Source organism: Virgibacillus sp. M23 (assembly GCF_034190895.1).
In the GTDB taxonomy this organism is placed as follows: Bacteria; Bacillota; Bacilli; order Bacillales; family Amphibacillaceae; genus Virgibacillus; species Virgibacillus salarius.
The window spans coordinates 35,136-59,849 of sequence record NZ_JAWDHA010000005.1 but is presented as its reverse complement, the minus strand read 5'-3'; the positions used below and the strand labels follow the sequence as shown (position 1 = coordinate 59,849).

At 37.1% G+C, this 24,714-nt stretch carries 21 protein-coding genes and 1 pseudogene; 5 read left to right on the top strand and 17 right to left on the bottom strand.

The features are described from left to right. Nucleotides 1-92: 92 nt before the first annotated feature. From RVS70_RS03210 to RVS70_RS03200, 3 genes are all read right to left on the bottom strand, one after another. Nucleotides 93-974: a carbohydrate ABC transporter permease gene (locus tag RVS70_RS03210; protein WP_026682089.1), complete on the bottom strand. Its 882-nt coding sequence runs from the start codon at nucleotides 972-974 to the stop codon at nucleotides 93-95. A gap of 70 nt (nucleotides 975-1,044) precedes the next feature. After that, nucleotides 1,045-1,911 carry a carbohydrate ABC transporter permease gene (locus RVS70_RS03205; protein ID WP_026682090.1) on the bottom strand — a complete coding sequence of 289 codons (867 nt, stop codon included), beginning with the start codon at nucleotides 1,909-1,911 and terminating at the stop codon, nucleotides 1,045-1,047. 324 nt (nucleotides 1,912-2,235) lie between these two features. After that, on the bottom strand, nucleotides 2,236-3,519 hold the full coding sequence (locus RVS70_RS03200; protein WP_026682091.1) for an ABC transporter substrate-binding protein: 1,284 nt from the start codon (nucleotides 3,517-3,519) through the stop codon (nucleotides 2,236-2,238). A gap of 901 nt (nucleotides 3,520-4,420) precedes the next feature. On the opposite strand from RVS70_RS03200, the gene RVS70_RS03195 reads away from it, so the two are divergent. Continuing rightward, nucleotides 4,421-5,146 carry a GntR family transcriptional regulator gene (locus RVS70_RS03195; protein WP_121603838.1) on the top strand — a complete coding sequence of 242 codons (726 nt, stop codon included), beginning with the start codon at nucleotides 4,421-4,423 and terminating at the stop codon, nucleotides 5,144-5,146. Nucleotides 5,147-5,567: 421 nt separating this feature from the next. After that, on the top strand, nucleotides 5,568-5,969 hold the full coding sequence (locus RVS70_RS03190) for a secondary thiamine-phosphate synthase enzyme YjbQ (protein WP_121603839.1): 402 nt from the start codon (nucleotides 5,568-5,570) through the stop codon (nucleotides 5,967-5,969). 93 nt (nucleotides 5,970-6,062) lie between these two features. Here RVS70_RS03190 and RVS70_RS03185 read toward each other — a convergent pair whose 3' ends face one another. The 14 genes and pseudogenes from RVS70_RS03185 to RVS70_RS03120 form a co-directional block, all read right to left on the bottom strand. Next, on the bottom strand, nucleotides 6,063-6,257 hold the full coding sequence (locus RVS70_RS03185; RefSeq protein ID WP_026682321.1) for an alpha/beta-type small acid-soluble spore protein: 195 nt from the start codon (nucleotides 6,255-6,257) through the stop codon (nucleotides 6,063-6,065). A gap of 199 nt (nucleotides 6,258-6,456) precedes the next feature. Further along, entirely contained in the window at nucleotides 6,457-7,635 is a 1,179-nt protein-coding gene (locus RVS70_RS03180; protein WP_026682320.1) for a pyridoxal phosphate-dependent aminotransferase, read from the bottom strand. A gap of 401 nt (nucleotides 7,636-8,036) precedes the next feature. After that, nucleotides 8,037-8,294 (bottom strand): hypothetical protein, encoded by a 258-nt coding sequence (locus RVS70_RS03175; RefSeq protein ID WP_051388398.1) that lies wholly within the window; start codon nucleotides 8,292-8,294, stop codon nucleotides 8,037-8,039. A 217-nt stretch (nucleotides 8,295-8,511) separates the two neighbouring features. Then, nucleotides 8,512-9,480 (bottom strand): sugar phosphate isomerase/epimerase family protein, encoded by a 969-nt coding sequence (locus tag RVS70_RS03170; protein ID WP_121603841.1) that lies wholly within the window; start codon nucleotides 9,478-9,480, stop codon nucleotides 8,512-8,514. Nucleotides 9,481-9,498: 18 nt separating this feature from the next. After that, nucleotides 9,499-10,539 carry a Gfo/Idh/MocA family protein gene (locus RVS70_RS03165; RefSeq protein ID WP_026682317.1) on the bottom strand — a complete coding sequence of 347 codons (1,041 nt, stop codon included), beginning with the start codon at nucleotides 10,537-10,539 and terminating at the stop codon, nucleotides 9,499-9,501. A 21-nt stretch (nucleotides 10,540-10,560) separates the two neighbouring features. After that, nucleotides 10,561-11,522: pseudogene (locus RVS70_RS03160) on the bottom strand (Gfo/Idh/MocA family protein). Nucleotides 11,523-11,529: 7 nt separating this feature from the next. Continuing rightward, nucleotides 11,530-12,252 carry a ThuA domain-containing protein gene (locus tag RVS70_RS03155; RefSeq protein ID WP_026682316.1) on the bottom strand — a complete coding sequence of 241 codons (723 nt, stop codon included), beginning with the start codon at nucleotides 12,250-12,252 and terminating at the stop codon, nucleotides 11,530-11,532. A gap of 51 nt (nucleotides 12,253-12,303) precedes the next feature. Continuing rightward, entirely contained in the window at nucleotides 12,304-13,320 is a 1,017-nt protein-coding gene (locus RVS70_RS03150; RefSeq protein ID WP_321132492.1) for a Gfo/Idh/MocA family protein, read from the bottom strand. Nucleotides 13,321-13,335: 15 nt separating this feature from the next. Further along, nucleotides 13,336-14,418, bottom strand: coding sequence for a Gfo/Idh/MocA family oxidoreductase (locus RVS70_RS03145; protein WP_321132491.1), 1,083 nt, complete (start codon nucleotides 14,416-14,418; stop codon nucleotides 13,336-13,338). An 81-nt stretch (nucleotides 14,419-14,499) separates the two neighbouring features. Beyond that, entirely contained in the window at nucleotides 14,500-15,321 is an 822-nt protein-coding gene (locus RVS70_RS03140; protein WP_026682313.1) for a carbohydrate ABC transporter permease, read from the bottom strand. Nucleotides 15,322-15,332: 11 nt separating this feature from the next. Next, nucleotides 15,333-16,658 carry a carbohydrate ABC transporter permease gene (locus RVS70_RS03135; RefSeq protein ID WP_026682312.1) on the bottom strand — a complete coding sequence of 442 codons (1,326 nt, stop codon included), beginning with the start codon at nucleotides 16,656-16,658 and terminating at the stop codon, nucleotides 15,333-15,335. A 225-nt stretch (nucleotides 16,659-16,883) separates the two neighbouring features. Further along, on the bottom strand, nucleotides 16,884-18,206 hold the full coding sequence (locus RVS70_RS03130) for an ABC transporter substrate-binding protein (protein WP_121603843.1): 1,323 nt from the start codon (nucleotides 18,204-18,206) through the stop codon (nucleotides 16,884-16,886). A gap of 303 nt (nucleotides 18,207-18,509) precedes the next feature. Further along, nucleotides 18,510-19,271 carry an SDR family oxidoreductase gene (locus RVS70_RS03125; RefSeq protein WP_121603844.1) on the bottom strand — a complete coding sequence of 254 codons (762 nt, stop codon included), beginning with the start codon at nucleotides 19,269-19,271 and terminating at the stop codon, nucleotides 18,510-18,512. Nucleotides 19,272-19,278: 7 nt separating this feature from the next. Next, entirely contained in the window at nucleotides 19,279-20,262 is a 984-nt protein-coding gene (locus RVS70_RS03120) for a LacI family DNA-binding transcriptional regulator (RefSeq protein ID WP_026682309.1), read from the bottom strand. 316 nt (nucleotides 20,263-20,578) lie between these two features. Here RVS70_RS03120 and RVS70_RS03115 point away from each other — a divergent pair, with 316 nt between their 5' ends. The 3 genes from RVS70_RS03115 (at nucleotide 20,579) to RVS70_RS03105 (ending at nucleotide 24,301) form a co-directional block, all read left to right on the top strand. Beyond that, entirely contained in the window at nucleotides 20,579-21,058 is a 480-nt protein-coding gene (locus RVS70_RS03115; protein WP_026682308.1) for an RNA polymerase sigma factor, read from the top strand. A gap of 49 nt (nucleotides 21,059-21,107) precedes the next feature. Next, nucleotides 21,108-21,983 (top strand): DUF3298 and DUF4163 domain-containing protein, encoded by an 876-nt coding sequence (locus RVS70_RS03110; RefSeq protein ID WP_026682307.1) that lies wholly within the window; start codon nucleotides 21,108-21,110, stop codon nucleotides 21,981-21,983. A 347-nt stretch (nucleotides 21,984-22,330) separates the two neighbouring features. Next, nucleotides 22,331-24,301 carry an acyltransferase family protein gene (locus RVS70_RS03105; RefSeq protein ID WP_034679435.1) on the top strand — a complete coding sequence of 657 codons (1,971 nt, stop codon included), beginning with the start codon at nucleotides 22,331-22,333 and terminating at the stop codon, nucleotides 24,299-24,301. Nucleotides 24,302-24,714 lie beyond the last annotated feature (413 nt).

Below are 24,714 nucleotides of genomic sequence, written 5' to 3'. Positions count from 1 at the left end.
TTCCTCCAATTTCCATTATAGAATATGCTAACATCTAAATTTATAACTTAGTTAGAGATTATATGTGCCAAAGTGTCCGTGTAATCCTACGTTTATCCTTTTACTGCACCTGAGGTTGCACCTTTTTCAATTGTTTTTTGTGCAAATAAGTAAAAGATAATGACTGGGACTACTGTCATAGCTATAGCAGCTGTCATTAATCCATAATCTGTCCCATACTGAGAGCTAACATGTGATAGCAATACAACAATTGGCCGAACATGTTCTTGTTCAACTAATACAAGAGATGTGAACAAATCATTGTATGACCATAAAAAGACGAAGGTCCCTACTGTACCAAATATCGGGAGCGAAACAGGTAAGAACACTTTCGTAAACATCTTCCAGCGACTGCAACCATCCATTAATGAAGCTTCTTCTAATTCTTTAGGTATGGTAGCCATATAGCCACTAATGACCAAGATAGCAAACGGAAGATTTCCTGCTGTTTGCGGAATAATCAATGCCAAGTGCGTATTAACAAGCTCTAAATCTATCATCATCCGATAAACGGGCACGATAGTTGCAAATGCTGGAATTAATAGACTCATAACTAATATCGTCTGTAATGCCCCGCGTAACCGGAAGCTTAATCGAGCCATTACGAAGGCTGCTAATCCACCAAAGAATAATACAAAAAAAACAACTGAACCAGACATAATAAAACTATTCAGATAACTTCTACCGATATCTATTGTATCAAATGCATTGATATAATTCTGCAATGTTGGATCAGTTGGTAGTTTAAATGTATCTGTAATGATTTCTCTTGATGGTTTAAAGGAGTTTAAAAATACCCAGACTAGTGGGAAGATGGTTGAAATCGACCATATAATAAGAATGGTGTATATAAAAAGTTTTCCATACTTCGATTTTGAAAAGAATCGACCTTGAAATTTTTCCCAAAATGTAAGTCTATTAACTTCTGTACGCAAATCTTTTCACCTCTTTTTCTAATTAATAAGGTTCAAAAAATCATTGCTAATTTATACCTGTTAAGCATCTTTAATATGTTACTTCATCTTTATTACCCAAAAGCTTGTTTGTTAAAAATGCTAGAGAAAGCCCAATTACGACCATCAGCACCGCTAATGTTGCTCCGTAACCAATCGCACCATCATTAAAGGCTTTTTGATACATATATGTACCCAGTACCTCGGAGGATCTTGCTGGTCCTCCTCTTGTAATAATATAAACTAGTTCAAATATCTTCAGAGCACCTGTAATCGCTAGTACTAGACATGTTTTTAAGTCACTGACGATAAGTGGAATCGTTAATTTGGTCATTCGTTGAAAACCTGTTATACCTTCCAGCTTCGCTGCTTCGTAGTAATCATCTGGAATTTTTTCAATTGCTGTTAATATGATTAAAAAGTAAAACCCTACATAACTCCAAATTGTAGGAATAGCAACCATATAAAGCGAAGATTGTTCTGTAAGCCAAAGCACTCTATCAAACCCTAATCTCACTAATATTTCATTAAGTAATCCATTTCGATGATTATAAATTAATGTGAATAGTAGCCCGATAGCAGCACCAGAAATAACGATTGGAAAGAAGAAGGTTGTACGAAAGAAACGAACACCGTGTTTTATGGAGTCAACCATTACAGCTAATACCAAAGCAATACCTACCTGGAAAACAGCTACATACAGCATTAATTCTAATGAATTTAACGTTGCACCAATTGCAATCTCATCTTCAAAAAGTCTTTTGTAGTTATCCCAACCGATAAATTTAGAATTAAAAAAACCATCGGTGTTATAAAAACTTTGAACAATATTTTCAAAAAAAGGATAATACAAAAAGATTGCTGAAATTAAAAAAGCAGGTGCTAAAAAAAGAAATATAACTAATCTATCACCCTTCATAATAAACCCCTTTTTGATTTTATTTGCAGGAGGAGGCTGAGACAAATGTGTTTTTTATTCACATAATAATAAGAACGATTTCACCTGAATCAATTCGGATTATTTGTTTACTTGAAACAGGTTCTATCATGGCTCCAGCAAAATACTGCGCTTCGTATCAAAATTCGGCTTTTGGGTTAACTATTTTTGCTTCGCCCCAGACCCTCTTCCTGGCCATTTGAAATATACTCCCTTTCCACAGACAGCGCTTTCTTTATCGTCAGTATATATCCACTTACTACTGGAACTAAACAGTTGCTGCTTCTATTCAAACATTTTGATTATTTACTCTAGAGCAGCAGCCTCCTCCAGAACGTGTTTACCTGTTTTCTCACCGCTAACAATTTGTGGTACACTTGTACGAATATGCGTAAATGCTTCAGGTAAAATCCTATCATTAATTGGTGAAGCAACTGCATTCGCCTCCTCTACCATTTTATGACCTGCAGCGATATTTTCTGGTAGATCTGTTAATGCTCCCTTCGCAGGAACCTGTCCAGTAGCTTCTGCAATTCGTACAATATTTTCCTCAGATGTTAAGAAGTTAAAAAGCTCAACAACTGCATCACGCTTTTTATCATCTTCATAAGCCTTGGTACTGATGAACCATCCCTGTGAAGCACCACCTACAACATCACCAGTAGAGCCTCCATCACCATATACCGGCATTGGTAATACAGCTATATTTTCAGCAATCTCCTCAGGCATTGCCCCCCAAGCCCATGATCCTTCGAAAAGCATCGCAGCTTGTTCCTGATGAAATAGGCTGGCAGCGATGGATAAGTCAATTGTACCTGCGTCCTCTGGGAACGCTCCCATTTCAGCATGTTCCCCAATCTTATCCAAGCCTTCTGCCCATGCAACATTTTGATCAGCCAAGCTCGCGTTATAATTTTCAATTCCACCTGCTGCTAGTGCATAATGTTCAACTACATAATAAGAATCTTCGGTAGATGCGGCTACTGGAATAATATCTGTCTCTGCAAATTTCTTAATTGCCTCTTCATATTTCTCCCATGTGGTTGGTAGTTCAACACCATGTTCCTCAAATAACTTCTTATTTACAAATAATCCTTCATAAAATCCAGTTTGTGGTGCAGCGTAAATATTCCCATCTTCACGACGTTGCTGTTCTAGCATGGAATCATAATTTGAAAGATCAACACCTTCAGCCTCTTCCAAATTCACTACTTTACCAGCTTCAATAATTCCTTCAGCATCTACTGTATTAAAATAAAACATAAGATCTGGTTCATTATTTGACGTAAAATCAGTATTTACTTTAGTACGTATCGTTCCTGCATCAGCAGATTGCGATTCATTAATAATCGAAACATGCTCATTATCAGCTTTAAACTCTTCTAAAAGCTTCTCGAATACTTCTCCTGCTGGATCGGTACCTGCCATTGTAGTAACAACTCTTAATTCAACATCTTCCTCTGCGTTGGCTTCTTTACCGTTTGATTCCCCTGATGAATCAGTATTTTCATCACCGGTACAAGCAGCAAGAAGTAGTACGCAGATTGACATAACAAATAGTAAAAAACAAATACTCCTTTTTTCCAACATGATTTCCCCCTTGTTTTGTTATTACAAATAATACAACTAAAGTAACATTTAGTTGTCTATACCGATAGTACCAGTTTTCTGAAAAATGTCAATATTTATAAAGTGGAATTTCAATTAGTTGAGAGTCTTATTTATCTTCTACGGATGGTTAGTACCACGAGGGTATGGCCTAAGGCCCTGAAACCAATCGGACATTTACTGGCAGTCCACCCCACACTTATCCAGATTGCTTTCTCTTTATTGCTTGAAGCGAGGGGCTTACTGCCAGTTATATGCGGGATAAAAAAATAATCGTTATCATCTATTCAAATAAGTTTGTTATATCATTTTACTAGCACCATTTATCATGATCAGCTTAATTACCAGCTCAATACCTAATCAAAACAACTAACTGCTTTATGTAAAGCGAACTCTTGAAAGCCGATGCAAAATTGGTTCCGTACAATTTTTAGTTTTGCAGTAACTATTACCCATGATAAAGGACTCCAATGAATAGTAATCGTCAACTGAATTTATGATTTTCCGTAAAAATGAGTGCAGAAATTCCGTATATATGAAGAAATTTTGCCTCCATTGACTTGATTCACTACGTCCTAAATTATTTATATAGGTACATATACCAATATATTTTTATAAACGCTTTAATTATTTATAATTTTCTATTAAAAACAACAACTTCGCTAGACAACTATATAATTGGGTGCTATTCTAAAAATATATGCCTAAAAAGCTAAGTAACATTACCCATCTAAAGAAACATGAAAAATAACTTCCGTTAAAAGAGCGTCCAATATAGCTCGCTTAGGACACTCTCCAAAATGGAGGAAAACCCTAATAAAACCATACTTGTTTACATATATTCAATATTAAATGTAAATATAGATTTCAAGGAGATCTTAAAATGATTAATAAAAACTCCCCCATCCCGATCTATCATCAGTTGGAGGAATATATTAAGCAACAAATTGAAAATAATGATTTAAAACCAGGTGATGTACTACCGTCCGAACGTGAATTTGCTGAAACATATAATATTAGTCGAATGACAGTAAGACAGGCCATTACTAATCTCGTAAATGATCAGCTTCTTTATCGAATTAAAGGTAAGGGCACTTTTGTCATGGGTCCAAAATTTGAACAAAAGCTTCATGGCCTTACGAGTTTTACGGAGGAAATGCGAGCAAGAGGCATGCAAACGAGCAGTAAGCTTCTTCATTTTGAAATTGTTCCTGCCGACAATGAACTTGCATCACAGTTGAATATTCCGGAATATGCACCTGTCTATGAAATCAAACGAATTCGGCTAGCTGAAGATATTCCGATGGCATTAGAGCGTACCTATATCCCAGCAAATTTAGTAATGGGTATTACGGAAGATATTGTTCAGCATTCACTATATCAGTATATTGAGAATAACTTACAATTAAAAATCACGGACGGTTTTCAAGTCATCGAAGCAGCTATTGCCACAGAGGAGGAAGTAACGCATTTACAAATAGAAAAAAACGCACCTATTCTTTTAATGCAACGAACGACTAATTTAGAGAACAAGCATACATTAGAAGTTGTGAAGTCCTCTTACCGTGCAGATCGATACAAATTTATGATTGATCTCGTTAGACATTAGTTTTATAGAGGAACAGACAAAGCGTTCTTCCTTTTCGAGGAGTCTACGTAGAGTAGTCTTTTGTTCATCTTCAGAAGGGGCTGTTCTATATCGACCACTAAATTCTTTCTAATAAGGCATGACTGCGACGGATTTTATACAGATATTTTTTATAGTCTAGGAACTCAAATAAAATTTGCCCATGTGGATAATTATGGGCGTATTGAGCCGCGTCCAGCTCCAGCACCCAGATACGATGCGAATTCACGAATCGCCCTATGATAAGTCATCATCGGCTCGCAAGCTCACCGTGATTCCTTTATCTCCGTTGACTCGCTCCGGTCACTACGTTTCTAATCGGGTGCTTCCGCTTTTTTTATTTCATTTTCCTCTTCTATTCACGTAATAATACTTATAAACAAGAAGGAAAGGATGATGTATCATGAATACAATATTTTCTATTACTTCCAAAAAACATTCGGAGATGATCGATATTACTGCCCAATTAAAAAGCTGGGTTGGTGAAAATAATATAAGAGATGGAATTTTAGTTGTACAGTCCATGCATACAACAGCCGGAATTACAGTAAATGAAAATGCAGACCCAGATGTGAAGTCGGATATGCTAATGCGCTTGGATGAAATTTATCCATGGAATCACGTTCAAGATAAACATGTTGAAGGAAATACTGCTGCTCATTTAAAAACAAGTACTTTAGGGCACGCACAAACACTAATTATTGAAAATGGAGACCTTGTCCTTGGTACATGGCAAGGAGTTTATTTTTGTGAATTTGATGGTCCTCGCCAAAGAAGATTACATGCAAAGGTAATCTCCTGCTGAATAGGACACTTATGACTTATAATTAAGGAGTACCATAAGAAAACCAAAGCTGAAAAAGGAGGACCTTAAAAGTGTCCTCCTTTTTTCATATAACTACTTTCGATTAGCGAGATCTTGTTCAGCGATTTTTATCATTCGCTTCACCATTTCGCCCCCTACGGATCCATTCTCACGTGCAGTTGTGTCAGCTCCAAGCTCAACATGCTGCTCATTTGCGATTTCATATTTCAACGCATCCACCGCATTTTGTGCACTTGGTACTACTAGCTTATTACGATTTTCTGCCATTGGAATTCACTCCTAGGGAAAGTAGTAGAACAGTATAAGACTGTTCTCTCTTACTATGTGATTTTTTTAGGAAATTACACATTTTTTAACTTTTCCCATACCTCCGTTCGTTTTACTACTTTTTTAAGGTTCTACTTTGCCGTCATCTCCCATTGCTTAACAAAGCTCAATAATTATAAATTGGCTCTGTTTGTCAATCCTACTTTGTAAATAGTTTGAGTTTACCAATTCTCTCCACGGCTTCTACCAGACGTTGCTCAGTTACAAGCAATCCAACCCGAATATAACCTTCTCCTCTATTTCCAAAACCGTTCCCTGGAGCTACCGCAACATGCGCCTCTTCTAACAAGAGATCGGCAAAAGACTCGGATGTAAAGCCCTCTGGAACGGGTAACCAGGCGAAAAAGGTTCCTTTCGAAGGTTCTACCCTCCAACCAATCTCTTGGAGTTTGCTTACAAAGACATTTCGACGATGTTCATACGTTTTGACAAGCTTGACTACTGCAGACTGATCTCCAAGCAATGCTTCTTCAGCAGCTTTCTGTATTGCACCAAATATACTGACATACAAATGATCTTGAATGAGATTAAGACCTTCGACAACAGAATGATTTCCAACAGCAAAGCCTACTCGCCATCCTGCCATGTTATACGTCTTTGACAAGGTATACACTTCTATGCCAACATCCTTTGCTCCTTTAGATTGCAGGAAGCTTTGAGGCTTTTTCCCATCAAATCCCATTGCTCCATAGGCAAAATCGTGAACAACACATGTATGGTATCTTTTTGCAACAGCAACTGTTTCATCAAAAAACGCTTTGCTAGCGAGTGCTGCCGTTGGGTTATTCGGATAATTTAAAAACATCAGCTTTGCCTGTTCCCATTTCCTCCTGCAAATTTTAGAATAATCCGGTAGAAAATGGTTCTCTACTAGTAATGGCATTAACGCTATCTTTGCATCAGCTAATGCTATACCTGACATATAATCTGGATAACCTGGATCTGGTAGTAAAGCTAAATCACCAGGATTAAGTAGACATTGGCTTATTTCTACTAGACCAGCTTTAGCCCCAAACAAAATAGCTACTTCAGTATTTGGGTCAAGGTTTATATTATATTCACGTCTATAATATTGGGAAATAGCTTCTTTTAGAAAAAATTGGCCTCTAAATGGTGAATATTGATGATACAAAGGATTTTCAGCTGCCTCTTGTAATTCCTTGACAACATGAATAGGAGTAGGTAAATCTGGGTTTCCTTGACCTAGATTAATTACATCATGACCTTGTTCTGTTAACCGCTCAACCTTCTGCACAAGATGGGCAAAGAATTGACGCGGCAACCGTTTTAATGTATTTGAATAAGTAAAGCTTTGCACGTTCTTCATCCCCTCAGCATGAACATACTATTTTATACATGTTAGCTATTGTACGAAGAATTGTAAAGATCTTTCAAAATAGATTGACAACTAGAATAAAAAAGTAAGAAAATATGTTTTAAACTCTTTGTATTGTCAGGAAAGGTTATCGTTGGAGAAAACTAATCTTGTTCATACATATAATTCCTAAATGAGCAGCAATTGGAGGCTAGTAGCATGGGAGAATTTCTTACCATATTAAGAGATATCATTTTACCCATTTTCATCCTTATGACCATTGGCTTCTTTTTGAGAAAAAATTTAATCTCGATTTGCAAACATTAGCAAAGCTTAAATCTATTTAGTACCTAGCTCACGGATATTGTTTTAACCGATGACAAATTACAATTAGTTTTTTCTCTTTATGTTTGGACATTTGGTAAGTGTTTCGTAAAATAAGCGGCAAGTACTAATAAAAGTATGGAAATTCCCCAGCTAGCAATCCCCATTAGCTGAAACACGTATGCTACATAATTGATACATGCGGATAATAACAAGCAAATAGGCGTAAGAGCAGTCTTCATCCCTGTCACTCCTGCCCTCTTACGATTTCTTATAATAACGAAACCTGCGATCAGCATTACAAATGGAATGATACTCCATAAACCATCAGCTATCATCTTCATTTCCCCCTTCTTTTACAACGATTAGATGTGAAACTTCAATTATTAGGAATCCTACTGTCAGTTATATGTGGGGTAAACAACAGTGTATTACCTTCATTCTACCTTTTTGAAAAAAATATTCAAATTGTGAACTTCGGCGTTTTCCCTGTGAACTTCATCATTATTCAACTACAAACAACCCCACAGCAACTATGCTGTGAGGCTGTTCGCACTACACCCACCACATCTCGGTGGGCGCTTCTTTAATCGTTACCCTTTTTAAGTTCTTTACAGCTGCTTGAAAGCCTTCATCAATGGACATGATTGGATCTTCATGCTCAATGCTAATTACATAATCATACCCATACGTACGTAACGCACTAATGATGTCGGACCATTCTTTTTCACTATGACCATAGCCGACAGAGCGAAAAGTCCAGGCACGACTTTGGACACTTGCGTATGGCTGCATATCGGTAAGCCCATACATATTAACATTATCTTGATCAATATACGTATCTTTTGCATGAAAGTGATGAATTGCATTTTCTTTTCCTAAAATTTTTATTGCAGCAACAGGATCGATTCCTTGCCACCACAAATGGCTTGGATCTAGATTAGCACCGACAGCATCGTTTGTCGCTTCTCTTAATTTAAGCATCGTATACGGAGTATGCACTAGAAAGCCTGCATGTAATTCAAGGCCGATTTTCACACCATGATCCTTGGCAAATTGACCTGCTTCTTTCCAGTAAGGAATCAATTTTTTCTCCCATTGCCATTTGAGTATATCTGAATATTCGTTTGGCCATGGTGTAACGGGCCAATTCGGATATTTCGATTCCTCGTTGGAACCTGGTGTGCCAGAGAACGTATTAACAACTGGCACATTCATAAGCTCCGCTAATTTCACCGTTTTCATAAAGGTATTATGAGAGGATTGTGCATAATTCTTATTTGGAGAGACTGGATTATCGTGACAACTAAATGCACTAATCTTTAAACCTCTTGAATGAATTTTATCTAAGTATGCTTTTCGTTTCTCTTCACTTGCTAATAGTTCGTCGACATTACAATGTGCTGCTCCAGGGTTGCCGCCTGTTCCAATTTCAACTGCTTCAAGCCCTGATGCTTCGACATAATCAAGCATTTCTACAAACGATTTTTCTGCAAATAATACAGTAAATACGCCTAGTTTCATTTGTCACTCCACCCTTTCTTATGTTAATTTCACGCTGCTTCCAGTTTTACTACTTTGATAAATAGCATCGATAATTTTCGTTACCTTTAATGCCTGTTCAGGTTTTACTACTAATTCCGCTTTCCCTAAGCAGCTATTAACGAAGTTTTCTGCTTGAGCAAATCCAGCCTTAGTTTCATTATGTTCTACCTCAGCATCGCTCTTCATAAATGTTCCAAGCCTTGGTTGATACAATTCAAACGGATAGACACTTAGCCCCCCATCTACTCCAGAAATACTTAGATGCTTTGTATCTTCTTTAATATTGGCTGACCATGAACACTCTAATAACATGGAAATGCCATTTTCAAAGGTAATATAGCCAGATACATGGTCATCGACATTAAAGGTTTCATGATCAAAGCTACCCCAATCGTTAAGTTGATTCGGTAGTTTACTTAATCGATTGTATGTTGTACCCATAACCTCGACAGGCCTCGGATCTCCTAATAACCAGATTGCTAAATCTAGCAAATGACAGCCATAATCAATTAAGCTACCTCCACCTTGTAATTCTTTGTTGGTAAAAACCCCCCAACCAGGTACCTTTCTTCTTCGCAATGCTTGAACCCTTGTTACCAATGGATCGCCAATTTGCTGCTGTAAAACTGCCTGTTTCGCAAGCTGTGCTGAATCTGTATGCCGATAATGATAAGCGATGGCCAACTGTTTATCTGCTTTATCTGCAGCTTCTACCATTCGCTCACACTCAGCCGTCGTCATCGCCATCGGCTTTTCACATAGTACATGAACACCTGCTTCCAATGCGGCCACTGCAATTTCTGCATGAAACTTATTCGGTGTACAAATGACAACTGCATCCACAACAGTGAATAATTCATGATATTGCGCAAACGTTTGTGGTATCGAATAAGCTGCTGCTACTTCTAAAGCTCGCTCTTGATTAACATCTTGTACGGCAACCAACTCCACGCTTTCTTGTAATTCTTGAAACGCTGGAATATGTCTACTTTGGGCGATTCCGCCTACACCAATCAAACCTACTTGTAATTTATCCATAACTTACCTTCCTATATTTTTCTAATATTGTTTGGTTTTACTAGATTCTAAAGCTGTCAACATTACGTCAAGTGACTTGAGTCCTTCTTCGCCATTAATAAGAGGTTCTGTGTCATTAAGAATCGAACCTACAAAGTGATCCATTACATGAGTTGAGGTTTGCCCACCTGCTTCATTAGATTGAATACCACCCAAATCATGCTTGGTTACTTCTCCATTTACATAATGTACAATAAAACAATAGTTCGAATCAGCTTCTAAACGCATGATGCCTTTTTCACCATAAAACGTTGTCGCATTATCCTCTTTTGAAACATAAAGCCCAGCTTGCTGTTCCGATAATGCCGCTTTCCGTTTTTAGAATACATACAGAATTATCATCAACATCCGTCTCCGTTTTAGCATTTGTCTCCACAAAGGCAGCTACTTCTCTAATTTCTTCGCCAAGAAGATAACGAATTAAATCTGCCTTATGTACACCCATTGCTCCAATGAAAGCTTGATCTTTTTGGAAGAACCAGCTCGCTTTCCCATCGATACTCCAACCTTCTGGTCCGCCATGATCAAATGTCGTTCGGAAGCTATATATCTTTCCTAACTCACCGTTTTCAATAATTTCTTTTGCTTTCTGGTGAGAAGGTACAAATCGTTGATTATGACCAATCATTAACTTTTTACCATATTTACTCGCAGTAGCAATCATTTATTGCGCCTCTTCTGGGCTTGTTGCCATTGGCTTCTCACATAACACATGACAGCCAGCCTCCAAAGCTGCAATAGATACAGGGCTTCTCTTTCTCCAACAGTTCTTGGTAATTTGTATAAGCATTCGCTTGAAAGTCTATTGCTATCTCTTGAACTCGCTCATGAATGATATCACAGACAGCAACAATTTCGATTTGATCGTTGGCTTGATATTCTACTAAATGTCTATGTCTAGCAATACTTCCACAGCCAATCACCGCAACACGTAACGATGCCATTTCCAATCTATCCTTTCTTGGAAATTTCTTCTAACGGTTGTTTATTACCATACGTTGGCTTTTTACTTTTGGGACTCGCGGCCCATTTCACACCATTAGTAATAATTCGTTGGATTTCTTGATTATGATAGGTTGGATACGTTTCGTGTCCTGGTCGAAAGTAGAAGATTTTCCCTTGCCCTCGTTTAAATGTAGCCCCACTACGGAAAACCTCTCCTCCCTCAAACCAGCTGACAAAAACCAATTCATCTGGCGCAGGTATATCGAAGTGCTCTCCATACATTTCTTCCTTCTCGAGTTCTACATATTCGCCAACACCCTCCGTAATTGGATGACTTGGATCTACTACCCAAAGCCGCTCTTTATCATCTGCTTCACGCCATTTCAAATCACAAGTTGTTCCCATTAGCTTTTTAAATACCTTTGAAAAATGTCCGGAATGTAAAACAATTAGCCCCATTCCCTCTAGAACACGTGTCTTTACCTGTTCTGCAATCGCTTCTTCAACCTCCTCATGTGCTTTATGTCCCCACCAGACCAAAACATCCGTTTTGTCTAGTACTTCATTTGTTAAGCCATGTTCTGGTTGATCTAGTGTAGCTGTTTGTGTCTTAAAACCTGCTTCCGTTAAAAACCGGGCAATAGTATGATGAATACCCTTGGGGTAAATCGCTTCAACTATTGGATTTTCCTGTTCATGACGAAATTCGTTCCAAACTGTGATTTTCATCTTGTAGTATATCCCCTTCGCCTATTAAGTTTTTTAATTCTTATGTCACCATTATTTTGTTAACATTTTGTTAATTATAATTCGTCTTCCTTCTTGATGTGATCGAACAGATGCTTCATTTATTAACGTAAGTTTTATAAAATCATCCTTCGTAATGCTTGGTTGTTTTTGTTCTTTAATTGCTTGTACCCATTGCTCCAATGGTCTTGGCTTATCAGTCATTGGCTCATCCATTAACGTCCAATTATTTTCATTTACATGCATGCTTTTTATTTTCACTTCTCCCTCTTCTGCCAGTAAAGTTCCCTCTGTACCATATAATTCCAATTGAAATGGGCTGCCATGTGAAAGAAAACTCGTTTCAATAACTCCCAATGCTCCAGACGTATACTCGACCGTGACGACAGCTGTATCATCCACTTGATCACTCTCCTGCTGTTGTAAACGTGCATAAAGAGCTTCTGCCTCTCCTGCTAAACGATTCATTAAATAAATGGGATGTGCTCCGAGATCTATTAAAGCCCCTCCACCTGTCTGTTCCTTTCTGAAAAATCGTTCTGGGAGCCAGCCACGATCTTCTCCTTCATAAATAACACCACCATTATGTGCAAGACGACAGCGAATCATTGATAGCTTCCCAAGCCAGCCTTGCTCAAGCGCTTTCTCAGCATACAAAAACTCTTTTTCTACAAGTCTAGGAAGTGAAAGCATCACTTCAACGCCTTGCTCTTTGACAGCTTCTAGAATTGCTTCACAGTCTTTTACCGTTAATGCTAGTACTTTTTCAGTAAATATATGCTTTTTATGCTTAGCTGCCTTTATAAGTATTTCTTTATGTCTATGAGTCGGTGTCGTTACGATAACAGCATCAATGGATGGATTTGCACAGACACAATCCAAATCCGCTTCGAATGGTACACCTAACTCCCTTGCCCATTGCTCACCTCTTGCTGTATCTTCATCCCAGACCATTTGAATATTTAATGCTTTATTATCCTTTGCTTCACGCGCGTAGTCGTCCGCGTGAACATGCCATCTACTCAATAATGCTACTTGGATGATTGTCATCTACCTCCTTCACTATTAATCAAAATATACAGCCTTACCAGTTTTGGCAGATTGATAGATTGCTTCTAGTATTTGGGTTACCACTAAAGCTTCCTTCGGTTTTACAATCGGTTCGTTATCCTGCATAATTGCATCAATCCAAAGGCGTGCTTCTAAATCAGCTGCACTTTCTGTTTCTCCATCATAGAAAGCGACACCTCCAGCATCTAAATCTACATTTGTTGTATACAACTTACCAAATTCTTCTCCATTAATACGTAATCCATCCTTCATGTCTGCACCACCATCCGTTCCACTTAATGAACATTTGGCTTCATCAACGTCTAATGAATTTAGTGCCCAGCTAGATTCCAGAATGATTGTAGCTCCATTCTTCATCGTAATAAATCCAAACGCTGAATCCTCAACTGTAAAGTCTTTTGGATCCCATGCCCCCCAAGGATTAGCTGCATTTTCTTTCTTACCTAACTGATGATGTGTTGCTCCCATTACAGCTTTAGGTTCATAATTGTCCATCATCCAAAGGGTTAAATCCAATGCATGTGTACCAATATCAATTAATGGTCCACCACCCTGCTTTTCACCATCTAAAAACACGCCCCAGGTTGGAACAGCACGCCTGCGAATTGCATGTGCTTTTGCAAAATAGATGTTCCCTAAATCGCCACGCTGACAAACCTGTCGCAAATACTGACTATCCTGACGAAAACGATTGTTATAGCCAATCGTAAGTTTTTTATTTGACTTCTCTGCAGCAGCCAACATTGCTTTTGCTTCCTCCGTTGACTTTGCCATTGGTTTTTCACACATGACATGCTTCCCAGCATTTAAAGCAGCTATCGTAATTTCTGCATGAGAGATATTCGGTGTACACACATGAACGACGTCGATAGATTCGTTAGCTAAAAGCTCCTTATAATGCTCATATATCATGGCATTAGCAACGCCATACTGATCGGCCGCCTTCTGGGCTTTTTCCTTTTTTGAATCGCAAAATACTATTAATTCAACCTCACTAATTCTTGATAGACTTGGTAAGTGCTTACCAAAAGCAATTCCTCCACAGCCGATTATTGCAACACGTAGTTTTTCCATCATATTGATCACCCTTTATATTTAGTAGCGAATTCCATGTATATTGCCTAGTAAATGATTGTTTCTATATTGACATTACACTGTTTATTCTTTTACCGAACCAGATGTTAACCCGGAAACGATTCTTCTTTGGAAAAGGAGCACAATTATTACAATTGGTATGGTAACAATAACAGTAGCTGCTGAAATATCCCCCCACGGAATAGAGAATTGACTCTGGTACATGGATATCCCCACTGGAACTGTACGCCATACATCATCACTATTTATAGTTAATGCAAATAAGTATTCATTCCATGCAGCAATAAAAACTAAAATACCCGTTGTAAATACACCAGGAGCTGCTAAAGGAAAGATTATCTTTCGAAATGTCTGGAATGGGCTAGCACCGTCCAGCTTTGCTGACTCTTCTAACTCATAAGGTATTTTCTGGAAAAAAGTCGATAAAATCCAAATGGATAGTGGTAGGCTTATTGTAATATACGGTATAACTAGCCCTAGATAGCTATTACGTAATCCTAAACCTGTAACCAAATTAAACATTGGTGAAATGATCGCTATTTGCGGAAACATTGATGCCGCCAATACAAGCCCTAAAATTAATCCCTTACCTTTAATTGGTAATCGTGTTACTGCATAGGCGGTAAAGGATGCAAATACCAAGGATAATAAAGTAGTTAGTATCGATACCACAAAACTATTTAGCATATAGCGTAATAACGGTCGATTCGTCAATGCAGCCTCGTACGATGATAGTGATGGATCAGTAGTAAACCATTTAAATGAGGAAAAGATTTCATTTGTTGGTTTAATAGATGTTAAAAATACCCATATGAAAGGGAACATAACTAACAAGACAAATACGATTAAGAAAAAGTAAAATCCAATATTTCCACGTTTCTTCATGACTTCCCTCCTCATTTTGTACGCCCAGCAAATAAATCAGAGCCGATTAGTTTCACATAAATAAAGCTGATTAGGGCTACAAATAAGAAAACGATTACAGAAAGCACGGAGCCCTCTCCAAAATTCTGTTGGGCAAATAGCGTTTTATATGCATATACGGAGATCGATTCCGTAGCATTTGCTGGACCCCCACCAGTCAATACAAAAATTAAATCAAATACACGAAACGCATCAAGTGTTCTAAATAATAAAGCAACAAGTATCGAAGACTTTAATAATGGTAATGTAATTCGCCAAAACTGCTGAAATTTATTAGCTCCATCCACATTTGATGCTTCATATAACGAATTGGGAATTGTCTGTAGACCTGCTAATAACAGTAATGCCATATAAGGAGTTGTTTTCCAAACATCAGCTAATATAATAGAAAACATTCCTCCAGAAGAAGTAGATAGTAACCATGATGCATCTGGAATAATATTCAATACTTCTAAGTAATGTGCAACAATTCCTGATTGTCCATCATATAAAAATCCCCACATCATGGCGGCAACTGCTGTAGGAATTGCCCAAGGTATTAAAACCGATGCACGTATAATGCCTCTTCCTTTAAACGCACGATTGATTAGTAACGCAATGCACATACCAAGTATCAGTTCTAATGCGACTGTAACTACAGTGAAAAAAGTTGTATTCCAAATTGATTTCCACATACGTGCATCCTGTATATATTTTGCATAGTTATCAAAACCAATAAAATTTGATTTTAAAATAGCTTTTGCAGTTGCACCTAGTAGATCTGCAGCTTGCTGATAATTATCTGCCACTGCACTAGCTTCACTAGCTTCGGCAATCTTCACTAATTCAGCTTGATAACCTTTTAATGCATCACGATATGTTTCAGCAAAGTCATTATCTATCTTCTGATATTTCAGCTCAGAATCTGTAACTGGTTGGAAGTTCATAATTAATTCATCAACTTTGCCTACTTTTTCTTTCGTCTTATCATCCTCTAGCAGTTGGGAATGATAATTGTTAATTTCTTTATTTATGTTCGTAATTGTGGAGGTTATTTCTTCATCTTCTGCAGCAGTTGCCAACTCCTCTAGTTGACTATTTATATAAAAATGATTATCTACATATCTCTCTAGATCGATAGTCGCACTCAACATAAGCTCTGAACGATTCGGATCATTTAATCGATAATCAAATAAACTATTCCAAAATGATTGAGCAACTGGCCAAAGAACAACAACAAACACAAGAATTAATGAAGGTATTACCATCGCATATCCAAGCTGCTTCTCATTTAATTGAAAACTTCGTTTCTTCCTCATGGTTACCTCCCTATTGCAAGAGTAGTTAATTGAAAACCAAAATACTAGAGCCTGTAAGTTTCTATTAATAAAGTAAAACTTCAATCCGTGGAGTTTTTTTATCCCTCACTACCAATATTGGTTTCAATCTTGCTTGAAGTGGGAAATTTACTGCTAGTTATATGCGGGATAAAGGCAAGATGAGCATAATTTCCCCACCTTGCCTTATTTGTTTCTTTAACTGTATTACTCCTTCATCGCAGCTTCCATTTTAGTTTGCATATTTGTTGCGGCATCTTGCGCAGATTGATCACCAGTTAACACTTTTGAAATTTCAATTTGCATGATATCTGAAATCTCTGGATATATTGGTGATACCGGTCGAGGGACAGCAGTTTGTAATACTTCGCGAAATTCTGAATTAGCAAATAACAAGCTGACATCCTGCACTTCTGTATCATCATATAGATCAATCAATGTTGGTGCACGTCCACCTTCTATTGCAGAAATCTTTTGTCCCTCTGGTCCAGAAATAAATTTTACAAATTCCCAGGCTGCCTCTGGGTGCTCGGAATAACGGTTGATCATGGTCATCCATCCGCCTAACGCAGCAGCACTACCTTCATCTCCTGCAGGAAGCATTGCCATTTCAACATTATCTACAATTTCAGAACGTTCTTCATCATTAGAAGAAGCCATCATATAGGGCCAATTTCTAGCAAACACTGATTTCCCCTGTATCCACGCATTTTCTGTTTCTATTTCTTTAAAATTTAAAATATTTTCTGGAACAAATTCAGACCCGACAACTTCCTTCATTTTTTCTAATGCTTTCACCGTTTCTGGACTATCAGCTACGACGTTATTATCTTCATCAACAATCTGTCCACCGTATGAAGCAATATATTCGATAGCATTTGTAATCAATCCTTCATACTGTGCGGATTGCATTAGATACCCAAATTTCGTACCTTCTTCACCCTGGAATTCCTTTGCCATTGTTATTAATTCATCCCAAGTTTTCGGGGGTTCATCTACGATATCTGATCGGTAGTAGAATACACCAGCGTCAGTATATTGTGGCATTGCCCATTGTTTACCGTTAAATTTCCCAGCTGCTACAGTACCTGGGAAATATGCATTCATATCTATACCATCTTTTTTAATAAATCGATCCAATTCTAGTGCATAATTGGCTTGGGCAAATTCAGCTGGCCAGATAACATCTGCATTAAACACATCAATTTCGGAGCTTTGCGAACTGAAAGCGGTTACATATTGATCATGTGACTGCCCTGTATCTGCTGGCATCTCTCGCTCCTCCACGTTAATATTGGGATGCTTTTCTTCAAAAGCTTTAATAACTGCTTTCGTAGCAGGTGATGTATCCACTCCACGTGCATAAACAATAGTAATTTGTTCGTCATCCTTTGTTGTATCTTCAGAATTATCTGCTGAATCGTTTTCATTTTTACTCTCATCTTCTGATGCTGAATCACTACAAGCAATTAAGAAAAAAGTTAAAGCAATGAATAGCAAACTACTAAGTACATACTTGGATAACCTCAATTTTAGTCCCCCTTAAAATTATATCGATTTCACGTTTGTGCATTTATTGAATATTACAAATAATGAAATCGATTACATTATGGTTTAATTATAACCCTTATTAAAATGTTGTCAACGATTTTTTGAATATGAAAAAGTGAAACTTCAATCAGTAAGCTGATTGTTAGTACCACAAGGGTATGACCTAAAGGCCTTTGAACTAATCAGACATTTACTAGCAGTTGAACCCACACTTACCATTATTCGTTTCACTTATTGCTTAAGGTGGGGATATTATTGCCAGTTATATGTGGATAAATCACCTTACTTTCTAAGGAAAGCTCCTTCAGAATGAATGACCTGCCCAGTGATCCATGCTGATTCTTTACTTGCAAGAAAGGTGACTAGTCTTGCTGCATCCGTTGGTTGACCAATTCTCCCCATTAAAAATTGACTGCCTAGTTCCTGCTTGTCCTCATCAGACATCCACCCTGTATCTGTAGGTCCAGGATTAACAGCATTGACGGTAATCCCTAGTGGAGCTACTTCTGCGGAAAGGCTCACTGTAAATGTAGAAATAGCACCTTTTGTTGCTCCATAAGCTAATTCCTCGATCATTGGCCCTTGATCTTGACCAGATACCAAATTAATAATTCTCCCAGCGGTTTGAGTTGATTTTTTAAATAGACGTGCAAATAGAGTAGAAAGTATCATAGTTGAACGCATATTTACTGAATAGTGAACATCTAAACTACTAGCATTAAGCTTTTCATAGCCATCTCGTTCCGAATGAGCTGCATTATTTACTAAAATCGTTGGTGATCCTATGCTATTTACAGCTACGTCCAAGACTTTCTGTGGTGCATCTGGAATAGATAGATCAATACACATGTGATCACTATTTATCCCTATGTCGGCCAACTCTGCTTGAAAGTTCTCTGGCCAGTCTGCTACTGCTTTCCAATGCGTAAAGAAAATGGAACTACCCGCTTTCGCTAGCTGGCGACAAATTGCTGCTCCTATTGCTTCTCCATGGCTTACCCCCGTAACGATTGCCTTTGCATTAGACAGATTATAAATGTTCATAGCCTCCTTATGTAGATTCACGAATAACTAACTCATGTTCTAATAGCATGCTTTCTACTTCTTCACCTTTAATCTTATTAATAAGCATGGACGCTGAAATACACCCCATGCGATACATTGGCTGCGATACTGTCGTTAACGTTGGATGTGTCATATTGGAAAAACTTATTTTATCAAAGCCAATAATGGCAATATCATCCGGAACCTTCAAACCATTGGCATGAATTTCTTTGAGTGCTCCAATGGCTAGTACATCCGATACAGCAAAGACAGCATCTGGTTTTTCTTCCTGATTGAGAAGTGTTCGCATCGCTTGCTGACCACTTTCAAAATTTAGTTGGTTAATATTATATATCCTTTTCTTTTCTACAGCTATATTAAACTCACGAAAGGCTTTCTCATAGCCTGCACGCCGTTCACGAGCATACAAAAATTTTTCATCGGAATTAATGAAAGCTATTCTTTTTTTCCCAATCTTTATTAAATGCTTCACAGCTTGATATGCAGCTAACTCGTTATCAATGGAAACGTAGGAGATATTCCCTTCTTTATCAAACTCACTGCATTGTACGATTGGATGGTTCGTTGCTAGTTCCAAAACATTTTTACGATTGATAGTTGGATCCATTAAAATAATTCCATCTGCCATCCGATTTCGTACTAAATTAAAATAAATAGCTTCTCGTTTTGGATTCGAGTCTGTCTCACAAAGTAAAATATTATACCCTTCTTTAATGGAAGTATCTTCAATTCCATTAATAATTTCTGTATAAAAAGGATTGGAAATACTTGGGATTAACACAAGAAGTAGCCTGCTTTCTGAATTTCGCAAATTTCGTCCTAGAACACTTGGCTCGTAGTTCAACTCATCTATTGCTTGTTCAACTCGATTTCGTGTCTTCTCTTTTACCTTACTTCGATTATTGATAACCCTTGAAACTGTAGCGACAGAAACTCCTGCCCTTTTTGCTACCTCCTGAATTGTGACCATGATTTCACACGCACCTCTATATGTAATCGATTACAATAAAATATTACTGTTTTGCTAACTATTTGTCAATATGCGAAATAGCCACGGTTGCGTGTTTGAAATAAGAAAATCAACCTTCGAGATCCCCCTATATTTTTGCAGTTAAAATGGGGAAGTATAAATGAATAAGATTATTCTAATACGATTTCTTTTCATCGAATCATTCTCATGAATAACTTTTCAAAAGAAAATCAAAACTTTTTTACTCAGTCATACGTCTTTTTATTACAACATATTACTATTCATGTTGTATTTATGCAAAAGGAGCTCTTTTCTCATGCGCAATAAATCGAAGGATAAGCTTATCTCACTCATTTTAGAAAAAAAAGAGGATTTCTACCGATTAGCCTATAGTTATGTTAAAAACTCGGAAGATGCTTTGGATATTGTTCAAGAATCCATTGAAAAAGCAATTAAGGCTCATCATTCCATTCAGGATAATCAATCTGTTAAAAGCTGGTTTTATCGCATCGTTGTAAATACCTCACTTGATTTTTTACGGAAACATAAACGTACATCATTTGTAGATGAAAATACGCTAGACTATTATAGCTCTGGTAAAAATGATACGTATCAAAATATTGATTTAGAAAGATCTTTAGAGGAATTACCTGTAAAGTATCGCACAGTTATCATACTTAAATATTTTGAAGACCTAAAAATACATGAGGTTGCTGAAATTTTAAATGAGAACAACAACACGATTAAAACTAGATTATATCGAGCGTTAGAAATGCTGAAAGAAAAAATGGAATGAAATTAATTTAGCCAGATGTATACGGCTAATGATAATTGGAGGATCGCAATTGGATAACAAAATAAAAGAATTAAAAAAACAATATAAAAATACCCCAATCCCTAAAGAATTAGATTCTACTGTCCATAAGGCACTTCATACACGGAAGAAAAGATCTACTTTCCGAGCAAAGTGGTTTATAGGAGTAGCCGCTGCATTATGCTTATTTGTAATTAGCGTAAATACAAGCCCAGCTCTAGCTCAAAGTTTAACGAAGATACCCGTTTTGGGATCGGTTATTCAAGTAGTAACGTTTCAGGATATTCAAGTAGAGAATGGTAATTATCATGCTCATCTCAAGACACCACAGGTAAACAATCTGGATAACAAAGATCTTGAAAATAGTTTAAACCAAAAATATGTGAATGAGAATCAAAAATTGTATGATGAATTCACACAAAAAATAGAGCAAGATGAAGATGGTCATTTTCTAATCGAATCCGGCTATGAAGTAAAAACGAATAATGATCTACTACTTTCGATTGGGCGATACACAGAAGAAATACAAGCATCATCAGCCACTACGCTGAAATATGATACGATTGATAAACAAAGGCAAATTATGTTGACACTACCAATCCTATTTAAAAACAATGATTATATAAATACAATTAGCGAAGAAATAAAAGAACAAATGCGTCAGCAAATAAAAGAAGATCCAGATAAAATTTATTGGGTAGATAATGCAGGGATTGAGGATTTAGACGTAGTCGATAAGTTTGAAAAGATAGATCCTAACCAAAACTTTTATATCAATGAAGACCATAAATTAGTGATTTCATTTAACGATTATACGGTTGCACCAGGGTATATGGGAGTTGTCGAATTCGTTATTCCAACAGAGGTTATAGCTGATGATCTAGTTGGGAATCAGTATATAAAATAACATGTAAATAGGAATTTATTCGCTATTCCATAAGTTACAATTTGTTCATATTTAAATAACCGTATTAGGCATATAGATCTATTGGAAAAAGTAGTTTTTTAGGAGAGAATTTATAATGGAGTGATTCTCTCCAATTCCTTATGTATGATTTAATGATAGCTTTTATATGCCTTTAATCTATTAGAAATTAATATTAATATATTATATTAACAGGTAACAAACCTATGTTTTATTAAATTGACAGCTTTGGAAAGACAGAAAGGATATTACAGCGATGAATACATTATACACACAGAAAGAAAAATACGTTCTATATAACCATCCTCTTCACAAAGGGGGATATAAATTTGAATAAAAGGAGAAATGGTAAACGAAGGTACATATCAGAATTAGATGGGTTACGGGGACTGGCAGTATTAGCTGTCATTTTTTATCATCTTGGCTTTGATTGGGCAGCTGGTGGCTTTCTAGGTGTGTGTATATTCTTTGTTTTATCTGGATATTTAATTACGGATCTACTTGCTGATGAATGGAAGCAAAACAAGCGCATCAACTTTAAAAAATTCTGGATCAAAAGAGCAAGACGATTACTTCCCGCAATGTTAGCTATGTTAATTCTAACATTTATATGGGTATTATTATTCAAACCCACTATTATCGCATCGTTCAAATCAGACTTCATCGCTGCATTGTTTTATATCAGCAATTGGTGGTATATTTTTCAAGATCAATCCTATTTCGAAACGCTTGGAGAACCATCATTACTGACCCATTTCTGGTCACTTGCAGTAGAGGAACAATTTTATATTATATGGCCAATTCTAATGCTGTTAGGCTTGCGCTACATAACCAAGCTTTCCCTAATAAAAATCATGCTTATTACCGCAAGTGTTTCCGCAATTCTAATGATGTTACTTTATCAACCAGGTCTGGATCCTAGCAGAGTCTACTATGGAACAGACACAAGAGCTTTCTCACTGTTAATCGGTGCAGCTTTAGCAATCATATGGCCGAGCGGACAGCTTGCTAGAAAGATACCTCAGAAATTGAAGCATATACTTAATATTGCTGGTTCAATCATGCTTAGTATTTTACTAGTTATGCTTTGGACGACAAATCAGTATGAACCCTTTCTTTATTATGGTGGAATGGTCATTTTATCCATTGTAACAGCCATGCTCATAGCCGTACTTGTTCACCCGGCAAACAGTATAGGCAACCTTTTTAATTTACCGTTCCTAAGATGGGTAGGTATCCGCTCATATGCGATCTATTTATGGCACTATCCAGTTATTATGCTAACAACACCAGCCATCAATACAAATGGTATTTCTTTCATTCGAGTAACGATTCAATTGGCAATTATTCTTGGCTTATCTGCACTATCATGGAAATTTATCGAGGGGCCTATTCGTCATGATGGATTCATTAAATTTTGGAAACAGCTTTCTTTTACAAGACTTCCTTCACGTATTCCATTGAATAAATGGACCGTTATTGGTGGTAGTGTCTTAATCCTACTTACTTCGCTACAATTAGTCACCAATGCTTCCACCTCGAATGCTTCCTATAGTGAAGATAGCTTATTAACGGAATACAGTGAGTCTAAGCATATAAATGAAAACAGAGAATCAGCGGAAAAAGCAACTAAGGAAAAAATAGAAAAAGAGCAAGCTCTCAAACAAGAAAAAGAAGAAAATATACCTGCTAACACTGAGAATAAGGACAAACATGAAACGAAACTGCCAAAAGAAGAGAAGCATAATGCTACTAAAAAAGAGCAGACTCATGAGGAGGAAAAGGAAGCTGTAGCAAATGAGAATTCAGATAAGAAAGAGGTTACCGCAATTGGTGATTCGATACTAATTAATGTATCGCCTTTTCTCGAATCTTATTTCCCTTCCATCCATATAGATGCTTCCATTGGTCGACAAATGAAGCAAGCAAAAAATGTAGTAAAGCAACTGAAAGGCCAAGACAAATTAGGAGAGATCGTCATTATTGGACTTGGTACTAACGGAGCCTTTGCAAAGGATCAGCTTTTGTCTGTGCTTGAGATGATTGGTGATGACCGTCAAGTTCTATTAGTTAATACGCGTATTTCTCGACCTTGGGAACAAGTCGTTAATAGGACATTAGCAGATACGGCCTCAAAACAGGCAAATGTTACATTAGTAGATTGGCATGGTGCTAGCGCTGGACATGATAATTACTTTGCTTCTGACGGAGTCCATCCAAATAAAAAAGGGGCTAAGGTATATGCTGACATTATTAAAAAAGCTTATGATTCGCTAGATTTCTCTTCGTATAGCCAATAATCGTTCAGGGTGTAGCTTAGAAAAGCTATACAGAAATAGGCTTTAAGAAATCAGACGAAGCTAACTCCCTCACTGTGTATAATTACAATGCCCTTTTTCAAGAATGGTGGTTTAGAAATGGATGTAATTGGGAATTACTATACTACCCTTGTAACTCCCCCTTTCTTGTAATATATGAATCCAAGCAGACCTTGAGGTCATTGCTTGGATTTTTTCTTTTTAAAGAAATGAATTCGATCATTTAACAAGTCTTATTGATATTCGAGCATAGTAGTATGTGAATATGACCCAAATAACCATTCTGACAAGTATCAACCTATTCATTATTTTATAGAGCCATTTTTTAAGTGAATGATACCTAATTAACCAATAAGAGGCGGGGTTTTAATCTGGAAAAAAGACGAACAACAAGC